We start from the raw sequence: 15,370 nt of genomic DNA on the forward strand, positions 1-15,370 counted from the left end.
TCCTATTTTCCAGCCATTTCTGAGCAACTTTTCGGGAAAGTCGGCGTCTAATAGTATGTCCAATAGAGGCAGACAGACTATACTGAGAGTTTTAAAGGAGTAGAGAATGAATTTCAAACGAATCTCGATGATTACAGTCCTTGCCGCGGCCCAAGTATCCATGGCATTTCCCGTGGCAGCTGAATCACCGGATGTTACAGCTCCGGCGCTAAACGGGCAACCAGCGCTGCAGTCCCCGGTGGAAGGACAAGGCCAGGCAAACAGAGAACAACAGACGGACTTGCAGCAAGCGGAGGAAACGCCGGCAACGCCAACAGAAACACCTTCCGATTCAATCGAAGGCACGACCAGCGATCCGAATGCCACCCCTTCTGCACCCAATGAACAGCAGGAGGACTCGGCAAGCGATCCTTCCGATAATGAAGTATCTGAGAACGAAGAAGGAAGTCCGGCCGAAGGCAAGCCCGAAGTCGGCATTACCAATGCAGCCGCTAATGAACTGGTGCTGTTGATGAACAGCAACGTGATGTACCATAACGGCAAGCAGTACAAAGCGGGACAGCCGATGGCCGTGAAGCAAGGGGTATCCTATGTCGCCATTCGCGCCATGGTTGAGCGCGCAGGACTTAAGCTGTCTTACGATAATAAGACGAAGGAAACCATTATCCTTAAGGATGGCAATGAGCTGCGATTCACGACAGGAAGCAGCAATTATAAAGTCAACGGACAGGTGCGTCCGATGAAAGGCCCTGCCTACCAAAGCAACAACGTATTTATGGTTCCGCTGACCGCGATCACGCAAGCGCTTGATATTCCATACACGGTGAACCAGCCGGAGAAGAAAGTGATTCTCGATCTGTCCGGAATGGGCAGCGGCAGCAATAGCGGCGAACAGCCGGGGGGCAGCAGCGGCGGCGGATCCGGCAGCGAGGTTCCGAACATACCGAACCTCGGTCCGAATGATCTGATCCTGATGATGAACAGCAACAAGATGTATCAGAACGGAAAAGCGTATACCGCCGGACAACCCATGGCAGTCAAGAATGGCGTATCCTATGTCGCGATTCGATCCCTCGTCGACCGTGTCGGCCTGAAGCTGATCTATGACGGGAAGACAAAGGAAACGATTATTATCCGAGGTAACGATGAGCTTCGCTTTAAGACGAACAGCAGCGTATACACCGTGAACGGCGTTCGCAAATCGATGAAGGGACCGGCTTACCAGTCCAACAATACGTTTATGGTGCCGCTGACCAGCATCACGCAGGCGCTGGACATCACCTACCGGGTCGACCAGCCGAACAAGCGGATCATCCTGAGCCTAAGCACCAAGCCGGTGGCATCCTTTACGGTGCAGCCTGGTGAAATCTTTGCCGGACAAACCAAGGTAACGTACAAGACGAATGCCTATTCGCCGACAGGCCTGGCTATCGTAGACGAGCATTGGGAAGGCCGGGAAGATGTGTTTGACGAGCCTGGCGTGCATACGGTTTCCTATTCGGTACAGGACGCCAGCGGGGAGTGGAGCGATCCGTATATTTTGAGCATTCATGTATCCGCACCGAATACGCCGCCTGTGGCCATGTTCGATACGGATAAACAGGAATACAAGATAGGCGAGAAAATTACGTACATTAACATGAGTTATGACAGCGACCCCGGCGACGAAATTACGTTTAAGTGGGAAAACAACGACCAGGCTTTCTTTACGGCAGGGCCGCATAAAGTGCTGTTGATCGTGACCGATAAGCATGGGGCGACCAGCTCATACGAGAAAATCATCAACGTAACAAGCGAAGTGTTGTATACGCGCGATCAATTCAATCAATTATTTACGGGCATCGGCGACAAATACACGTTTGACGGATCGGCCGTGCCGACATGGAATCTGATGCCGATTACGAGAAGCTCCGAGCCGTACCTGTTGATTCGCAGCAACTCTCCGGAAACCGTCTATCAGGAAGGTATCGTATATCGCGAGATCGGCAATGCCAGCACGCGCTTCATGATTCACCACTTGAATGCTACCGGGAAGAACATGAAGATGTATGTCGTAGCGACCAACATCAACACCATGACGGCGCGTCTGACCACCGAGTATACCGGTTTGGGCGGTCCGATCAACATTCCGACCGCTACGGGGAAAGCGGCTGTGCAGCGCTATCTCGAGTCCATGCAGTCAGCGGATGCATTCAAGACGATTTCGCTCGCCCCTGGCGAAAGCCGGATCATCCTGCAAGATTTGAGCGCGCAAACCATGAAGAATCAGCAGGTGCTGTCCATGTTTGCCGATCTGTATTCGGATTCGCCGATTCGATACGATGTCATCATGATCGATGAAGCCAAGGATCCGATCCAGAAGCTGCCATACCTGAAGCTCCACCCGGCCGATGGCATTCATAACCGGGGAACCTACCCGGACTCGACCCGAATCATTGAATCCTATGATTTGGTAGGCAACACGCCTACGCGTCTTGCGCTTGGTGATAAGACAAACGATCCGAACCTGGAAGGGTATGACGGCATTAACGGTTCATATCAATCCAACGCCGGTAACTTCGGCGTTCTGTACAAAATCAAGCTGCACCGCGTAGCACCCAATACGCTGATCACGCTGAATCCGCGCGGAGGCAAATACATGGGCGCGATGATGGTGAACGGAAACATCATTCAGACGCCGAACACAAGCGGTGGCGCGGTATCTGCGCCGAATGAAGCCGCCGTTCTCTATCGTACGGGGAATTACGAGCAGACGGTGGAAATCCTGTTTACGGCAGCACCGGGAAGCAGCCTTCCGATCAACATTCTGCTCCAGCCGCTGCCGCAAGTGAAGAACTAATCCTATATATTCATAAACAACAAGCGGACAGCCCATCAGCCGAAACACGGCCCGGGCTGTCCTTTTTGTTGGTTTATGCCGTGGGGAAAGGGCAGGTTTATGCCGTCCGTTAGCCATTCAAGCTCCTGCCTGCATGGCAGGCGGTTGCCTGTTCACAACCGCTTTCATTGACGCTGTCATTTTTTTCAGGCATTATAAGGAGAGAGTATCTTCAAGTAGAGGAGGTTATTGCGTATGCTTACGACGGAACAGATCATCGACGCCATGTCGGAACACGGGCTGCGCATTACCGATCAGCGCAAGACGCTTGCCAAATTGTTTGGGGAACATCCTGGATATTTGACGGCCAAGGATGTATACGAATATATGGGCCGGAAGTACAGCGGTTTGAGCTTTGATACGGTATACCGAAATCTTCGGGTATTGTACGAGCTTGGCGTATTGGAGCAAGTCGTGTTCGAGGAAGGCGTCAAGTTCAGGGGTCGCTGCAGCGAAGAACACCATCATCATCACATGATCTGCCTGCAGTGCCAGAAGACCTATCCGATTACCTTCTGCCCGATGCAGCTGACCGATGCACCGGACGATTTCCAGGTGGTCCAGCATAAATTCGAAGTGTTCGGATACTGCCGGGACTGCGGCAAGGACAATAACGATAAGGAAACCTCGCAGGCCGGTGGAGGAAATCGGGACAGCCGGGCATGAGCACGGCGCGCAGGGTAGTGAAGGTGCCGATACACTTCTATCGGAAATTCATTTCTCCTCTGAAACCGGCGACTTGCCGCTTCTATCCAACCTGTTCGGCATATGCGCTGGAAGCGATTGAGGTGCATGGTGCGCTGAAGGGCTCCTGGCTGGCTGCTAAGCGGATCGCGAGATGTCATCCGTTTCATCCTGGGGGCATCGATTTGGTGCCGCCGCGCAAGGATAAGGTGTCGTCTTCATTGACAGAGGAATAGCGATTTTTTTGGGGTATCATAATGGATGATAACCGAAAGCATGCCGCCCGCAGCAAGGGGGATGCCTTGGATCGATGCACACCTTGACACGCTGCGGCTCGTTTGATTAAAATGTAAGAAATTATAGGTATATCCGAGGAAGAGATAAGTACGAAAAGCTTGCCTTGAACAGAGAGCCGGAGGAGCTGGAAACCGGTCTTGGCGAATTTCGGAAAATGGTCTTGGAGGATCCGCTTTTGAGCGCTGCAGCCAGTGGCTGCCGTAAAGAAGCGGCGTGAGCCAGCGTTAATGGACGCCGCATGACGGCAGATGAGCCTGTTGCCCGCAAGGGTACGGGGAATTTGGGTGGTAACACGTGAGAATAACTCTCGTCCCATAGGGGCGGGGGTTTTTTGCTGTTTACTGCTGGTTTTCCTAAGGAATCGCTTGATGCGACCATCAATTTCACGGTAAAGGAAGGTTACAATGGCAGACAAAAAGACGTTTTATATTACGACGCCGATCTATTATCCGAGCGACAAGCTGCATATCGGACATGCTTACACAACGGTGGCCGGCGACGCCATGGCCCGCTACAAACGGCTTCGCGGATACGATGTCCGTTATTTGACGGGGACCGATGAGCATGGGCAGAAGATCGAACGCAAAGCGGCAGAGGCCGGAAAAACCCCGCAGCAGTTCGTTGACGACATCGTGGCAGGCATCAAGGATCTGTGGAAAAAGCTGGATATATCGAACGAAGACTTCATTCGTACCACGGAGAAGCGCCACACCACGGTGGTGCAGGAAGTATTCGAACGTCTGCTGAAGCAGGACGACATCTACAAGGGCGAATACGAAGGCTGGTATTGTACGCCTTGCGAGTCGTTCTTCCTGGAACGTCAGCTGGTCAACGGCAATTGTCCGGACTGCGGACGGCCGGTGGAGCTCGTGAAGGAGGAGAGCTACTTCTTCCGCATGAGCAAGTATGTGGACCGCCTGCTTCAGTATTACGAGGAGAATCCGGATTTCATACAGCCGGTATCCCGCAAGAACGAGATGATCAACAACTTCATTAAACCGGGTCTTGAGGATCTGGCGGTGTCCCGTACAACCTATGAGTGGGGGGTTAAGGTCAAGAGCGATCCGAAACACGTCATCTACGTGTGGATTGATGCACTCCTGAACTACATCACGGCACTCGGTTACGGTACGGAGGACACCAGCCTGTATGACAAATACTGGCCGGCGGACGTTCACCTGATGAGCAAGGAAATCGTGCGTTTCCATACGATCTATTGGCCGATCATTTTGATGGCGCTCGATGTGCCGCTTCCGAAAAAAGTGTTTGCCCACGGCTGGCTGCTCATGAAGGACGGCAAAATGTCCAAATCCAAAGGGAATGTGGTCGATCCGGTCACGATGATCGACCGGTATGGTCTCGACGCGCTTCGTTATTACTTGCTGCGCGAAGTTCCGTTCGGGGCGGACGGGACGTTTACGCCGGAAAGCTTCGTGGAGCGGGTGAACTCCGACCTGGCCAATGATTTGGGCAACCTGCTGAACCGCACCGTGGCCATGGTCGATAAATACTTCGACGGGGAGGTTCCGGCTTTCTCGGCAGGCGTAACGCCTTTTGATGCCGCGATCGAGGAAGCCGCCAAGTCCGTTTATGACAAAGTCGAAACCGCCATGGAGAATATGGAGTTCTCGGTTGCGCTGACCGCGATCAGCCAGTTTGTCAGCCGCAGCAACAAATACATCGATGAGACCCAGCCGTGGACGCTGGCCAAAGACGAGAGCAAACGGCATGAGCTTGCTTCCGTCATGAGCCATTTGGTCGAGACGCTGCGGATTGCATCGATCCTGCTGCAGCCGTTCCTGACCCGGACGCCGAAGAAAATGTGGGAACAGCTCGGCTTGGCGGAAGGGGAATTGACAACTTGGGAAAGCGGACGCCAGCTCGGAGCGATACCGGCTGGAACGAAGCTTCAAAAGGGCGAGCCGATCTTCCCTCGCCTGGATGCGGAGCTGGAAGTGGCCTACATCGCTGAGGCGATGACTGGCGGCAAGAAGGCGGCCGAGGCAGAGCCTTCGACTTCGGCAGCAGCTCCGTCTACCGACAGCGGAGCAGAGCCTGTGGAGCTCAAAGAGGAAATCGGCATCGAGGATTTCGCCAAGGTCGAGCTGCGCGTAGCGCAGGTCATCGCGGCCGAGCCGGTCAAGAAAGCGGACAAGCTGCTGAAGCTGCAGCTGGATCTCGGGTTTGAGCAGCGGCAGGTGGTGTCCGGCATTGCGAAGTTTTATACGCCGGAGGAATTGGTGGGACGCAAAGTGATTTGCGTGACAAACCTGAAGCCGGTGAAGCTTAGAGGCGAAATGTCGCAAGGCATGATTTTGGCCGCTTCCTACGGGGATCAGCTCACGCTGGCAACCGTGCCGGAGGGCATGCCAAACGGCGCCATCGTGAAATAAATGATGCTCACGTTGAATTAAGTTGGATCAGACGGTGTACCCTGTTAAGGGTACGCCGTTATTTTTTTCCTCTAATACGGAGGACATGAGTTCTATATGAAAAACTAATAGTAACTTTTACGATTTGGTTGACAATCACATCGAACTGCTCTTATAATCTTTTTAGTAAAGTTTACGATTAGTTGAGCGGAGCGAATGTGGGGGAGATGAACATGAACAAGAGAAAGAGCAAGAACAAACTGAACGGGTGGACCTGGAGCGTTACTTCGATGTTGCTGGCGATGCTCATCCTGTCGGGCTGCGGAAGCAAATCCGGCGGAAGCATTGTTGAAGGCAAGGTTAACGTCATTACGACCTTCTATCCAATATATGAATTTACGAAGGAAATCGGCGGAGACGAAGTCAATGTCGTGAATCTTCTGCCAACGGGCGTGGAACCTCATGATTGGACGCCGCGCAGCCAGGATATCGTCAATACCTCCAAGGCCCAGCTGTTTCTCTATAATGGTGCAGGGCTGGAAGGCTGGGCGCCGGGATTCTTAAAGGGTCTCGATAAAGATACGCAAGTGAAACCAGTCATCGTTTCCCAAGGGATCCAACTGATCGATGCCGTGGGGGATGATGGCCACGGGCATGGTGAAGCAGCCCATGAAGAGGAACACGACCACAGTCATGAAGAAGGCGCTGAAGCGCACGACCACAGCCATGAGGAAGGCACCGAAGAAGATCATGCAGACCATGATCACGAGAAAGAGGCGGCTGAGACAAACACGGACACCCATCATACGGATCCACATACTTGGGTAAGCCCGAAATCCGCACTGGTCATGGCTGAGAATATCAAGAACAGCCTGGCCGAGGTCGATCCGGAACATAAGGACGGCTATGAACAGCGCTATGAAGCGTTAAAAGAGAAGCTGGTCAAACTGGATAACGACTTTACGAACGAGCTGTCCAAACTGCCGAAAAAAGATATCGTCGTATCCCACCAGGCGTTCGGCTATCTATGCCGGGACTACGGTTTAACGCAGCATGCGATTATGGGGCTGTCGCCAGACGCCGAGCCGAGAGCGCAGGATATCTTGAACCTGACCAAGACGGTGAAAGAGAAGGAAGTGAAATATATTTTCTTCGAAGAACTCGTATCGGATAAACTGGCCAAAACGCTGGCGAACGAAGCGGGCGTGGAAACCTTGGTGCTGAATCCGGTGGAGGGGCTGACCAAGGAGCAGGCAAGCAGCGGCGAAAATTATTTCACGCTGATGGAGAAAAATTTGCAAAATCTAACGAAGGCTTTACAATAAGGAAGAAGGGGGAGCATATCCCCCTCTTCTTTCGTGTTATGAACATATATGGACTCATATATTTATTATAGAGAGACTACAAAGAGAAAGGCGGCCTGTTTATGGAGCCGGCAGCGCAGGATTGCCACCAACCTATCGTACAAATCAAGGACGTATCCTTTCATTACCGGGATCAACAGGTGATCAAGGATCTTAATTTCACCATAAAAGAGCGGGATTTCGTTGGCATTGTCGGGTCTAACGGCGCGGGAAAAACCACCCTGCTCCGCATGATCGTCGGCTTGCTTCCTGCCGCGGAAGGGACGATTGAACTGTTCGGCCAGCCGATCCGTAAATTCCAGGACTGGGAGCGAATGGGCTATGTCCCGCAAAAAAATGCTTTCAACCCGCTGTTCCCTGCCACCGTGCGCGAAGTCGTCATGTCCGGTCTATATAATCGAAAAAAAATGTTTCGCCGTTTGAGCCGCCTGGACCATCAGAAATGCGAGGACGCGCTGGAAGTGATGCGCATTCAGGATATTGCCGATAAACGGATCGGCGCCCTGTCCGGAGGCCAGCAGCAGCGCGTATTCCTTGCTCGCGCGCTGATCAATCGTCCGGATCTGCTTATACTGGACGAGCCGACAATCGGCATTGATGCGGAGACCCAGGCCGGATTCTTTGAATTGATCACCCATATGCATGCCCATCATCATATGACGTTCCTGATGGTCACCCATGATTTGGACATGGTCAAAGACTACCTGGGCGAATCGCCGGTATCGCAGAACGGGAAGATTCAGTTTTTCGTCCGGCATTCCCATGAAATCGAAAACTGCGCGGAAGTGGACTTGCAGCATTCGCTCGTTTAATCATAGAAACAAACTTATGGATGCAGGAGAAGGAGACGTTGTCATTGCTTGATATTTTGCTTAGCGATTTTTTCCAGCGGGCTCTGATCGGAGGGGTTCTGATCGGGATTACGGCCCCGCTTATCGGGATATTCCTCGTGCTGCGCAGGCTGTCGATGATCGGCGATACGTTGTCGCACGTCACGATAGCGGGCGTGGCCCTCGGATTTTTGATCGAAGTCTACCCGCTTGCCGCAGGATTGGTATTTGCGGTGCTGGCCTCTTTTGCGATTGAGAAGCTGAGAAAGGCCTACAAAAGTTATGCCGAGCTGTCAATCGCCATTATCATGTCGGGCGGCGTTGCGCTGGCCTCGCTGTTTTTCACGCTGGGAATGGGCTATAATACGGATGTCATGAGTTATTTGTTCGGCAGCATCTATACGCTGGATTCCACGGATATTTATATGGTAGGCGGCGTAACCGTCGTTGTCATTGCGGTGGTGGTTATGTTCTTCAAGGAATTTTTTCTGCTCAGCTTCGAGGAGGATGCGGCCAGCGTCAGCGGCCTGCCCGTCAAGTGGATGAACATGATCATTACGGTGCTGACGGCGCTTGTCGTAAGCACCGCCATCAAGATTGTGGGCGCGCTTCTGGTCTCCGCATTGCTGACCATTCCGGTAGCGATCAGTTTATTGCTGGCGAGAAGCTTTCGAAGCTCCATCGTATTATCGGTAATCATCTCCGAAATTGCCGTTATCGGGGGACTGATGCTTGCCGGCGTATTTAATTTGGCACCCGGCGCCACCATCGTGCTGCTGCTGATCAGCCTGCTCATCATTACGCTTGTCGGCAAAAAGGGCTTTACGACATAAGGGGGTTCTAAAATCAAATGGCTGATATTAATATCGGCATCGCGTTTGCGGCCGGTTTCGCTTCATTTATATCTCCATGCTGCCTGCCGCTGTACCCGTCCTATTTATCCATTATTACAGGCATGTCGGTCAATGACTTAAAGAACGAACAGAACCGCAAGGAGGTCCGTTTCCGGACCATGACGCACACACTCGCGTTCATCCTTGGGTTTTCTGCTGTTTATTACACTCTCGGTTGGGGGGCAGGCCTGTTCGGGGAGTTCTTCACGGAATACCAGGATCTGATTCGTCAGTTATCCGCGCTGCTGATCATTGTGATGGGACTTATGCTTATCGGCATTTTCCAGCCTAAATTTCTCATGAAAGACCGGAAATTCAATTTTAAATCCAAACCGACCGGATACATAGGAACATTTCTATTTGGTATCGGCTTCGCCGCAGGCTGGTCGCCTTGCGTAGGACCGATTTTGACGGCGATCATCGCGCTTGCAGCTTCCGATCCGGGAACATGGTTCCCGCTGATCACTTCATATTCGCTCGGGTTTGCGGTACCGTTTTTCATCCTGGCCTTTTTCATCGGCTCCACCCGCTGGATTCTTAAATATTCAAGCACGCTGATGAAGGTCGGCGGCGTCTTGATGATTCTGATGGGGGTTCTGCTCTTCACGGATCAAATGTACAAAATTACGATTTGGCTGCAAGGCATTACGCCGGAATGGCTTAAATTCTAATGATGTTGGGTAAGGCTGGTTCAATTCATAGGTCCATATTGACATAGGCCCATATTGACATGAGGATTGGACCAGGACTTGCCAACGGGTCTCAAAAACATGTATCATTACTAATGCAGGTAAAACAGTTTTAAGGTACGGGTTATGTAATTATAGAAAAGAGGGAATAAGATGCCGACACCTAGCATGGAGGATTATTTGGAGCGCATCTACAAGTTGATCGACGAAAAAGGATATGCGCGCGTTTCGGATATTGCCGAAGGCTTGGAGGTTCACCCCTCATCCGTCACGAAAATGATTCAAAAGCTGGACAAAGACGAATATTTGATTTATGAAAAATATCGTGGTTTGGTTCTGACCAGCAAAGGCAAAAAAATGGGCAAGCGGCTCATGGAACGTCATCATTTGCTTGAGGAATTCCTTGAGATGATCGGTGTACAGGATGAAAACATTTACAGGGACGTTGAAGGAATCGAGCATCACTTGAGCTGGGATTCCATTACGAGAATTGAGACGCTTGTGGAATATTTCAAGCGTGATGAGAATCGACTTCAGGATTTGCGTGACGTTCATAACGAATTAGTCAACGAATCGTAATGTGGCATCTGTCCGCTTGTGACAGATGCTTTTTTAACTGAACCGTCATATTTACATGGTTATAGTAATAGGTTAGATTACCTGCAAATTTCATATTTTCGGAGGATTAATAGAAATGAAGCTTCGTAGATGGTTGTTGGTGCTGATCATGCTGCTATTGTGTCTCCCGTCGGTGGTCCCAACCGCGCAAGCGAAGGCGGCTCGTATCAGCATTCAGCTGGACGGTGTAAACCTGAACAGTGACGTATCTCCTTACATATTGCCAAAGGTTAACGTGACCATGGTTCCTACGCGGATCATCAGTGAAGGACTTGGCGCTTCGGTCGCTTGGAATCAGAAGTCGAAGACGGTAACAATCGGAAAGGACGGTTCGAGCCTGCAATTGACATCCGGCAAAAAAACCGCCCTCGTGAATGGATCATCGGTAGCGCTGGATGCTTCCGTTGAAATCAAGAACGGCCGGGTCATGGTTCCGCTGCGTTTCATCAGCGAGAATCTGGGCGTTCAAGTTGAGTGGAATCAGGCGGCACAGCGCATCTCGCTGTCCACGGGTTCGGTCGTCGTTCCTCCGCCGGTATCAACCGGGGATGAAGTCAGAGGGGCCTGGATATCCACCGTGTTCAATCTGGACTGGCCGAAAACGAAGACCAGCGCGGAACAGCAGCAAGCCTCTTACATCGCCTTGCTGGATTCGCTCCAGGATGTTGGCATCAATACCGTATACGTGCAGGTGCGTCCGGCCGGTGATGCATTGTATCCTTCCACCATGGTACCGTGGTCGAAGGTGCTGACGGGCATTCAAGGTGCCGATCCGGGTTACGACCCGGTTGCTTTCATGGTAGAGGAAACGCACAAACGGAACATGGAATTTCACGCTTGGTTTAATCCATTCCGGGCGAACACCGATATTTTGACGGCATCGCTCCATCCGTCCCATGTTGCGCTAAGCCATCCGGATTGGATCGTGAATACAGGCAAGCAGCTGTATATTAATCCTGGAATTCCAGAAGCCAGGCAGCATATCATCGATACGATCATGGAGGTCGTTAACGGATACGATATTGACGGCATCCATCTGGACGACTACTTCTATCCGTCCAATACGGTCTTTAACGATGACGCGGCATACCGCGAGTTCAATCATGGAGCCTACGCCAATCTTGCGGATTGGCGCCGCGGAAATATCAATGCCTTTGTCCAATCGCTTGGAGAGAGCATTCATCGCGTGAAACCGGACGTCGAATACGGAATCAGCCCTTTCGGCGTATGGCGTAACCAGTCCGTGGATAAGACGGGATCGGATACGAAAGCCGGTGTAACGGCGTATGACAGCATGTATGCCGATGTGCGGTCCTGGATCCAGAACGGCTGGATCGATTACGTCGCACCGCAGATCTACTGGAGCATGAGTAATCCGGCAGCCGACTATGATAAGCTGGTGGACTGGTGGGCCAGCGAAGTACAAGGAACCGGCGTAGATCTTCTGATCGGTCATGCCCCCTACAAACTGGGAACCAGCGAAATCGGCTGGCAGAGCGCATCGGAAATCATCAATCAATTGAAGTACAATCAAAACCATGCCGAAGTGAAAGGCAGCATTTTCTTTAGAGCAGAGAATATTTTAAGCAATCCGTTAGGCATTAAAGATCAATTGCAATCATATTATAGATAAATCTGCACGTCCTATAGGTATGAAACATCCCCCGCGCTCATACATAGTCATTAGACCATGTGAGGCGGGGGATTTTTATATGCACATCAATGCGGTTTTTGAAGGCGGGGGGGTCAAGGGCATCTCGCTTGCCGGGGCTGTCAAGGCGGCGGAGAATGCCGGCATGGTATTCAGCCGCGTTGCCGGAACCTCCTCGGGCTCCATCGTGGCATCCGTGCTGGCAGCAGGTTACCGAGCTGACGAAATCAAACGTATTATCGAGGAAACGCCCTTTCATTCGTTTCTCCAGCGGGCACCCATATTTAATACGAAGTTTATCGGTCCTGCCTTGCGGGTGTTGATTAAGAAGGGGCTCTATTCCGGAGAAGCCCTGGAGAATTGGATAAGGGAAATCCTGCTGGCGAAAGGGATATTTACCTTCTCGGACATCCCGGCAGGCAAGCTTTATATCGTGGCATCGGATATCACCAATGGCAGGCTGCTGGTGCTTCCGGATGATCTCCGCCAATACGGGATCAACCCTGCTACCTTTCCCGTAGCCAAGGCTGTGCGCATGAGCTGCAGCATCCCCTATTTTTTTGACCCCGTCATTCTTCGTTTGTTGGGCAGGGCCGCTAAAGGCAAATCGTTCGGCGAACAATTTGTTTATATCGTGGATGGGGGATTGCTCAGCAACTTCCCCTTATGGCTTTTTGATCGCGAATCGAAGGGTGGGCCTAAGCCCCTGCCGGTGCTTGGCTTTCAAATGGTCGGGAAGAACAGCAACCTGCCTCATCTGATCGAAGGCCCGATCGGCATGTTAACCGCCATGTTCGAGACGATGCTGTCCGCACACGATGAACGTTATATCGAGCAGCAAAACCGAAATCGCACGATCAAAATTCCGACGCTCGGCATCGGCACCACCCATTTTAATCTGACCAAAGAGGAAAGCGAGAATTTGTACAATTCCGGTCTGACGGCCGGCACGATGTTTTTCACCCGCTGGAATGCCGAACATTAAAAAAACCGTCCACCCGGCATATGCATGCGCGGGCGGGCGGTTTTTCCGGTTAATGGTATTTAGGAACATCATCGGATGGGTCGGATTTTCCTTTGTGCCCATCGATCACTTGAAACGGATACTGTTTACGTTTAGCAGTGGGGTTGCTTTTGCGTACGGTGCTGTTCTTAGCCGCCGCCAGTTTCGCCGCCGTCCGCTTGGAAGGCTTCACCTTGGGCCGTTTGTTAAAACGGCGTGGCGGGAACTTGTAAAGCACATACACGACAGCAACAATAATTAGAGGAATCAATATTCTCATTCTTGATCCAGGGTCTAACAGGAATACCAGTAGCCCTATGGCGGCCAACGTAATCGCCGTCCAAAAAATGATCGCATGCCTTCTCATGGATTATCACCCTTTCGCGGGATCCAGCACACTTCCTGTCACAGATTGGTGAACTGTAACATTCTCGTATTGAGCATCTAACTCACGCATTCTGTTAAAGGATGCGATGGATACTTCAACTTGATCATCAGTAGGTTCCTTCGTCGTCAAAAGCTGCAGCCACAGACCGGGATATCCGAGGAAACGGAGTACCGGCAGGTCCCGCATGGCATTGGTCAATTTCAGGAATTCAAAGGAAACGCCAAGCACGACCGGAAGAAGCGCAATTCTTTGAATGACCCGCTGCGTCATGGTATCCCATGGCACCACCGAGTAGACAACGACGCCGAGCACAATGGTCAGCATCATGAAGCTGCTGCCGCAGCGATAATGCAGCCGCGTATATTTCTGAACGTTCTTCACCGTCAACTCTTCGCCGGCTTCAAATGCGCTGATGACTTTGTGTTCGGCGCCGTGGTACTGAAAGAGCCTTTTAATGACGGGTGTTTGCGAGATCGCCCATAAATACACGAGAAGCAGTATTAATTTAATAACGCCTTCAATCAGGTTATGCACGATATAGTGATCAAATGTATCGCCAAAAAAGAAATCCTCTACGAAAACAGGAACGAGTGTAAACAGCAGCTTGCCGAAAACAAAGGAAAGCACGCTGACGGCGGCCACACCGATAATCATGCTTAAACTCCAGCCGGAGTCTTCTTTCTCTTTCTGCTTCTCGCGTTCTTCGGGCTCCAGCGTATCGTCAGCATAAGCATCGGCAGAGTAATTCAAATGTTTGGAGCCTTTGATAGTAGAATCTATGAGACTGACGATGCCGCGAAGAAGCGGGATCTTCCGCAGCTTCCGAACCCATGCCTTGTCTTCGCGAGGCACCTCGAGAAACTTGATTTCATTATTTTTACGCCGCACGGCCGTCACATTCACATGCTTGCCGCCGAACATAACGCCTTCGATTACAGCTTGGCCTCCATAGCTGATCGGGGTTGACTTATCGGACAACCAGTTCACCCTCCCTGACATGTTATTCGTTCTATGAACTATTGTATCGAATTTTGAAAGTAATTTCTAGTTGGATTAGGGCAGGGGAAGCGGTGCATACTACTTTCAGAGATGAAATGGAGAAACAGCGGGGCTTTTCGATAACCGAAGAAGAGGAGAATCAGTCCATGCATGAACATCAATTTCGTAAGCAGAACCAGATAACCAATCCGTTTACGTTTGCGCTGGAGCTAGGCTATTATGCCGGCCTGATCTGGGGGGGCGTGCTTTGGATCTTTTACTGGTTGAGATTCACGAAGGTTGTACCCGGTTTTTTGCTGGAGCCATTTTTCAAACATGAATTCCTCAAGACCACAGCCGGGCAAATCGCCGGGTGGCTGTCCTTCATCGCTTTTTCCGTCATCGCTTCCCTCATTTATGTAGCCCTGTTCAGGAAGCTGAAGGGCCCATGGCCCGGGATAGCTTACGGAATCGTGTGGTGGGCGGTGCTGTTTGTTGCGCTCAATCCCTGGCTTCGGCTGACGGACCCGGTGAAGAAGCTGTCCTGGGATACAAACATTTCGGAGGTTTGTATTTTTATATTATGGGGCCTCTTTATCGGTTATACGATTGCGCAGGAATTCACCGACGAGAAACTGCGTGAACCGAAGAAGCTGACGGGTTAGCCAAGAAAAACTTCTCAACCCGATGCCGCCTATGGTAAAATAGCTTTTGGTTATTTGACG

General features: G+C 51.4%; 14 protein-coding genes and 1 other annotated feature. Of the genes, 12 read left to right on the plus strand and 2 right to left on the minus strand.

Annotated features, from left to right (window positions below):
- The first annotated feature begins 106 nt into the window (after positions 1-106).
- The 11 genes from M1D70_RS10660 to M1D70_RS10710 all read left to right on the plus strand — a co-directional run bounded on the left by M1D70_RS10660 (position 107) and on the right by M1D70_RS10710 (position 13,261).
- Complete coding sequence (locus M1D70_RS10660; protein ID WP_456289842.1) at positions 107-2,839, plus strand: stalk domain-containing protein; 2,733 nt, start codon at positions 107-109, stop codon at positions 2,837-2,839.
- A gap of 234 nt (positions 2,840-3,073) precedes the next feature.
- Positions 3,074-3,544: a Fur family transcriptional regulator gene (locus tag M1D70_RS10665; RefSeq protein WP_009595022.1), complete on the plus strand. Its 471-nt coding sequence runs from the start codon at positions 3,074-3,076 to the stop codon at positions 3,542-3,544.
- A complete protein-coding gene (yidD, locus tag M1D70_RS10670; protein ID WP_009595020.1) occupies positions 3,541-3,798 on the plus strand; it encodes a membrane protein insertion efficiency factor YidD in 258 nt (85 codons plus the stop codon). The genes M1D70_RS10665 and yidD overlap by 4 nt, the downstream gene beginning before the upstream one ends.
- A 127-nt stretch (positions 3,799-3,925) precedes the next feature.
- Positions 3,926-4,177 (plus strand) — a binding site (T-box leader).
- An 86-nt stretch (positions 4,178-4,263) separates the two neighbouring features.
- Positions 4,264-6,252, plus strand: a complete 1,989-nt coding sequence (gene metG, locus M1D70_RS10675) for a methionine--tRNA ligase (protein ID WP_456289843.1) — start codon at positions 4,264-4,266, stop codon at positions 6,250-6,252.
- A 212-nt stretch (positions 6,253-6,464) separates the two neighbouring features.
- A complete protein-coding gene (locus M1D70_RS10680) occupies positions 6,465-7,556 on the plus strand; it encodes a metal ABC transporter solute-binding protein, Zn/Mn family (protein WP_456289844.1) in 1,092 nt (363 codons plus the stop codon).
- Positions 7,557-7,657: 101 nt separating this feature from the next.
- Entirely contained in the window at positions 7,658-8,407 is a 750-nt protein-coding gene (locus M1D70_RS10685) for a metal ABC transporter ATP-binding protein (RefSeq protein WP_119849082.1), read from the plus strand.
- A 20-nt stretch (positions 8,408-8,427) separates the two neighbouring features.
- Positions 8,428-9,258: a metal ABC transporter permease gene (locus M1D70_RS10690; protein WP_175495141.1), complete on the plus strand. Its 831-nt coding sequence runs from the start codon at positions 8,428-8,430 to the stop codon at positions 9,256-9,258.
- Between the two features lie 17 nt (positions 9,259-9,275).
- Positions 9,276-9,989, plus strand: a complete 714-nt coding sequence (locus M1D70_RS10695; RefSeq protein ID WP_009591263.1) for a cytochrome c biogenesis CcdA family protein — start codon at positions 9,276-9,278, stop codon at positions 9,987-9,989.
- A 171-nt stretch (positions 9,990-10,160) separates the two neighbouring features.
- The gene (gene mntR, locus M1D70_RS10700) at positions 10,161-10,586 is read left to right on the plus strand and encodes a transcriptional regulator MntR (RefSeq protein ID WP_009591262.1); all 426 of its coding nucleotides are present in this window, start codon (positions 10,161-10,163) and stop codon (positions 10,584-10,586) included.
- A 115-nt stretch (positions 10,587-10,701) separates the two neighbouring features.
- Complete coding sequence (locus M1D70_RS10705) at positions 10,702-12,258, plus strand: family 10 glycosylhydrolase (protein ID WP_456289845.1); 1,557 nt, start codon at positions 10,702-10,704, stop codon at positions 12,256-12,258.
- 79 nt (positions 12,259-12,337) lie between these two features.
- A complete protein-coding gene (locus M1D70_RS10710) occupies positions 12,338-13,261 on the plus strand; it encodes a patatin-like phospholipase family protein (protein ID WP_433939202.1) in 924 nt (307 codons plus the stop codon).
- A 49-nt stretch (positions 13,262-13,310) separates the two neighbouring features.
- Here the strand turns inward: M1D70_RS10710 and M1D70_RS10715 are convergent, their stop codons facing one another.
- Positions 13,311-13,646 (minus strand): hypothetical protein, encoded by a 336-nt coding sequence (locus tag M1D70_RS10715; protein WP_009591231.1) that lies wholly within the window; start codon positions 13,644-13,646, stop codon positions 13,311-13,313.
- Between the two features lie 6 nt (positions 13,647-13,652).
- Entirely contained in the window at positions 13,653-14,645 is a 993-nt protein-coding gene (locus M1D70_RS10720) for a DUF1385 domain-containing protein (protein ID WP_009591233.1), read from the minus strand.
- A 167-nt stretch (positions 14,646-14,812) separates the two neighbouring features.
- Between M1D70_RS10720 and M1D70_RS10725 the strand changes: the two genes are divergently transcribed.
- Positions 14,813-15,310 (plus strand): YqhR family membrane protein, encoded by a 498-nt coding sequence (locus M1D70_RS10725; RefSeq protein ID WP_009591249.1) that lies wholly within the window; start codon positions 14,813-14,815, stop codon positions 15,308-15,310.
- Positions 15,311-15,370: the final 60 nt, after the last annotated feature.

Source organism: Paenibacillus sp. AK002, from assembly GCF_053903045.1.

Excerpts from the sequence above, each read along its gene's own strand:
- M1D70_RS10660 (WP_456289842.1), top strand. The coding sequence starts at position 107 with ATGAATTTCAAACGAATCTCGATGATTACAGTCCTTGCCGCGGCCCAA.
- M1D70_RS10665 (WP_009595022.1), top strand. The coding sequence starts at position 3,074 with ATGCTTACGACGGAACAGATCATCGACGCCATGTCGGAACACGGGCTG.
- yidD (WP_009595020.1), top strand. The coding sequence starts at position 3,541 with ATGAGCACGGCGCGCAGGGTAGTGAAGGTGCCGATACACTTCTATCGG.
- metG (WP_456289843.1), top strand. The coding sequence starts at position 4,264 with ATGGCAGACAAAAAGACGTTTTATATTACGACGCCGATCTATTATCCG.
- M1D70_RS10680 (WP_456289844.1), top strand. The coding sequence starts at position 6,465 with ATGAACAAGAGAAAGAGCAAGAACAAACTGAACGGGTGGACCTGGAGC.
- M1D70_RS10685 (WP_119849082.1), top strand. The coding sequence starts at position 7,658 with ATGGAGCCGGCAGCGCAGGATTGCCACCAACCTATCGTACAAATCAAG.
- M1D70_RS10690 (WP_175495141.1), top strand. The coding sequence starts at position 8,428 with ATGCAGGAGAAGGAGACGTTGTCATTGCTTGATATTTTGCTTAGCGAT.
- M1D70_RS10695 (WP_009591263.1), top strand. The coding sequence starts at position 9,276 with ATGGCTGATATTAATATCGGCATCGCGTTTGCGGCCGGTTTCGCTTCA.
- mntR (WP_009591262.1), top strand. The coding sequence starts at position 10,161 with ATGCCGACACCTAGCATGGAGGATTATTTGGAGCGCATCTACAAGTTG.
- M1D70_RS10705 (WP_456289845.1), top strand. The coding sequence starts at position 10,702 with ATGAAGCTTCGTAGATGGTTGTTGGTGCTGATCATGCTGCTATTGTGT.
- M1D70_RS10710 (WP_433939202.1), top strand. The coding sequence starts at position 12,338 with ATGCACATCAATGCGGTTTTTGAAGGCGGGGGGGTCAAGGGCATCTCG.
- M1D70_RS10715 (WP_009591231.1), bottom strand. The coding sequence starts at position 13,646 with ATGAGAAGGCATGCGATCATTTTTTGGACGGCGATTACGTTGGCCGCC.
- M1D70_RS10725 (WP_009591249.1), top strand. The coding sequence starts at position 14,813 with ATGCATGAACATCAATTTCGTAAGCAGAACCAGATAACCAATCCGTTT.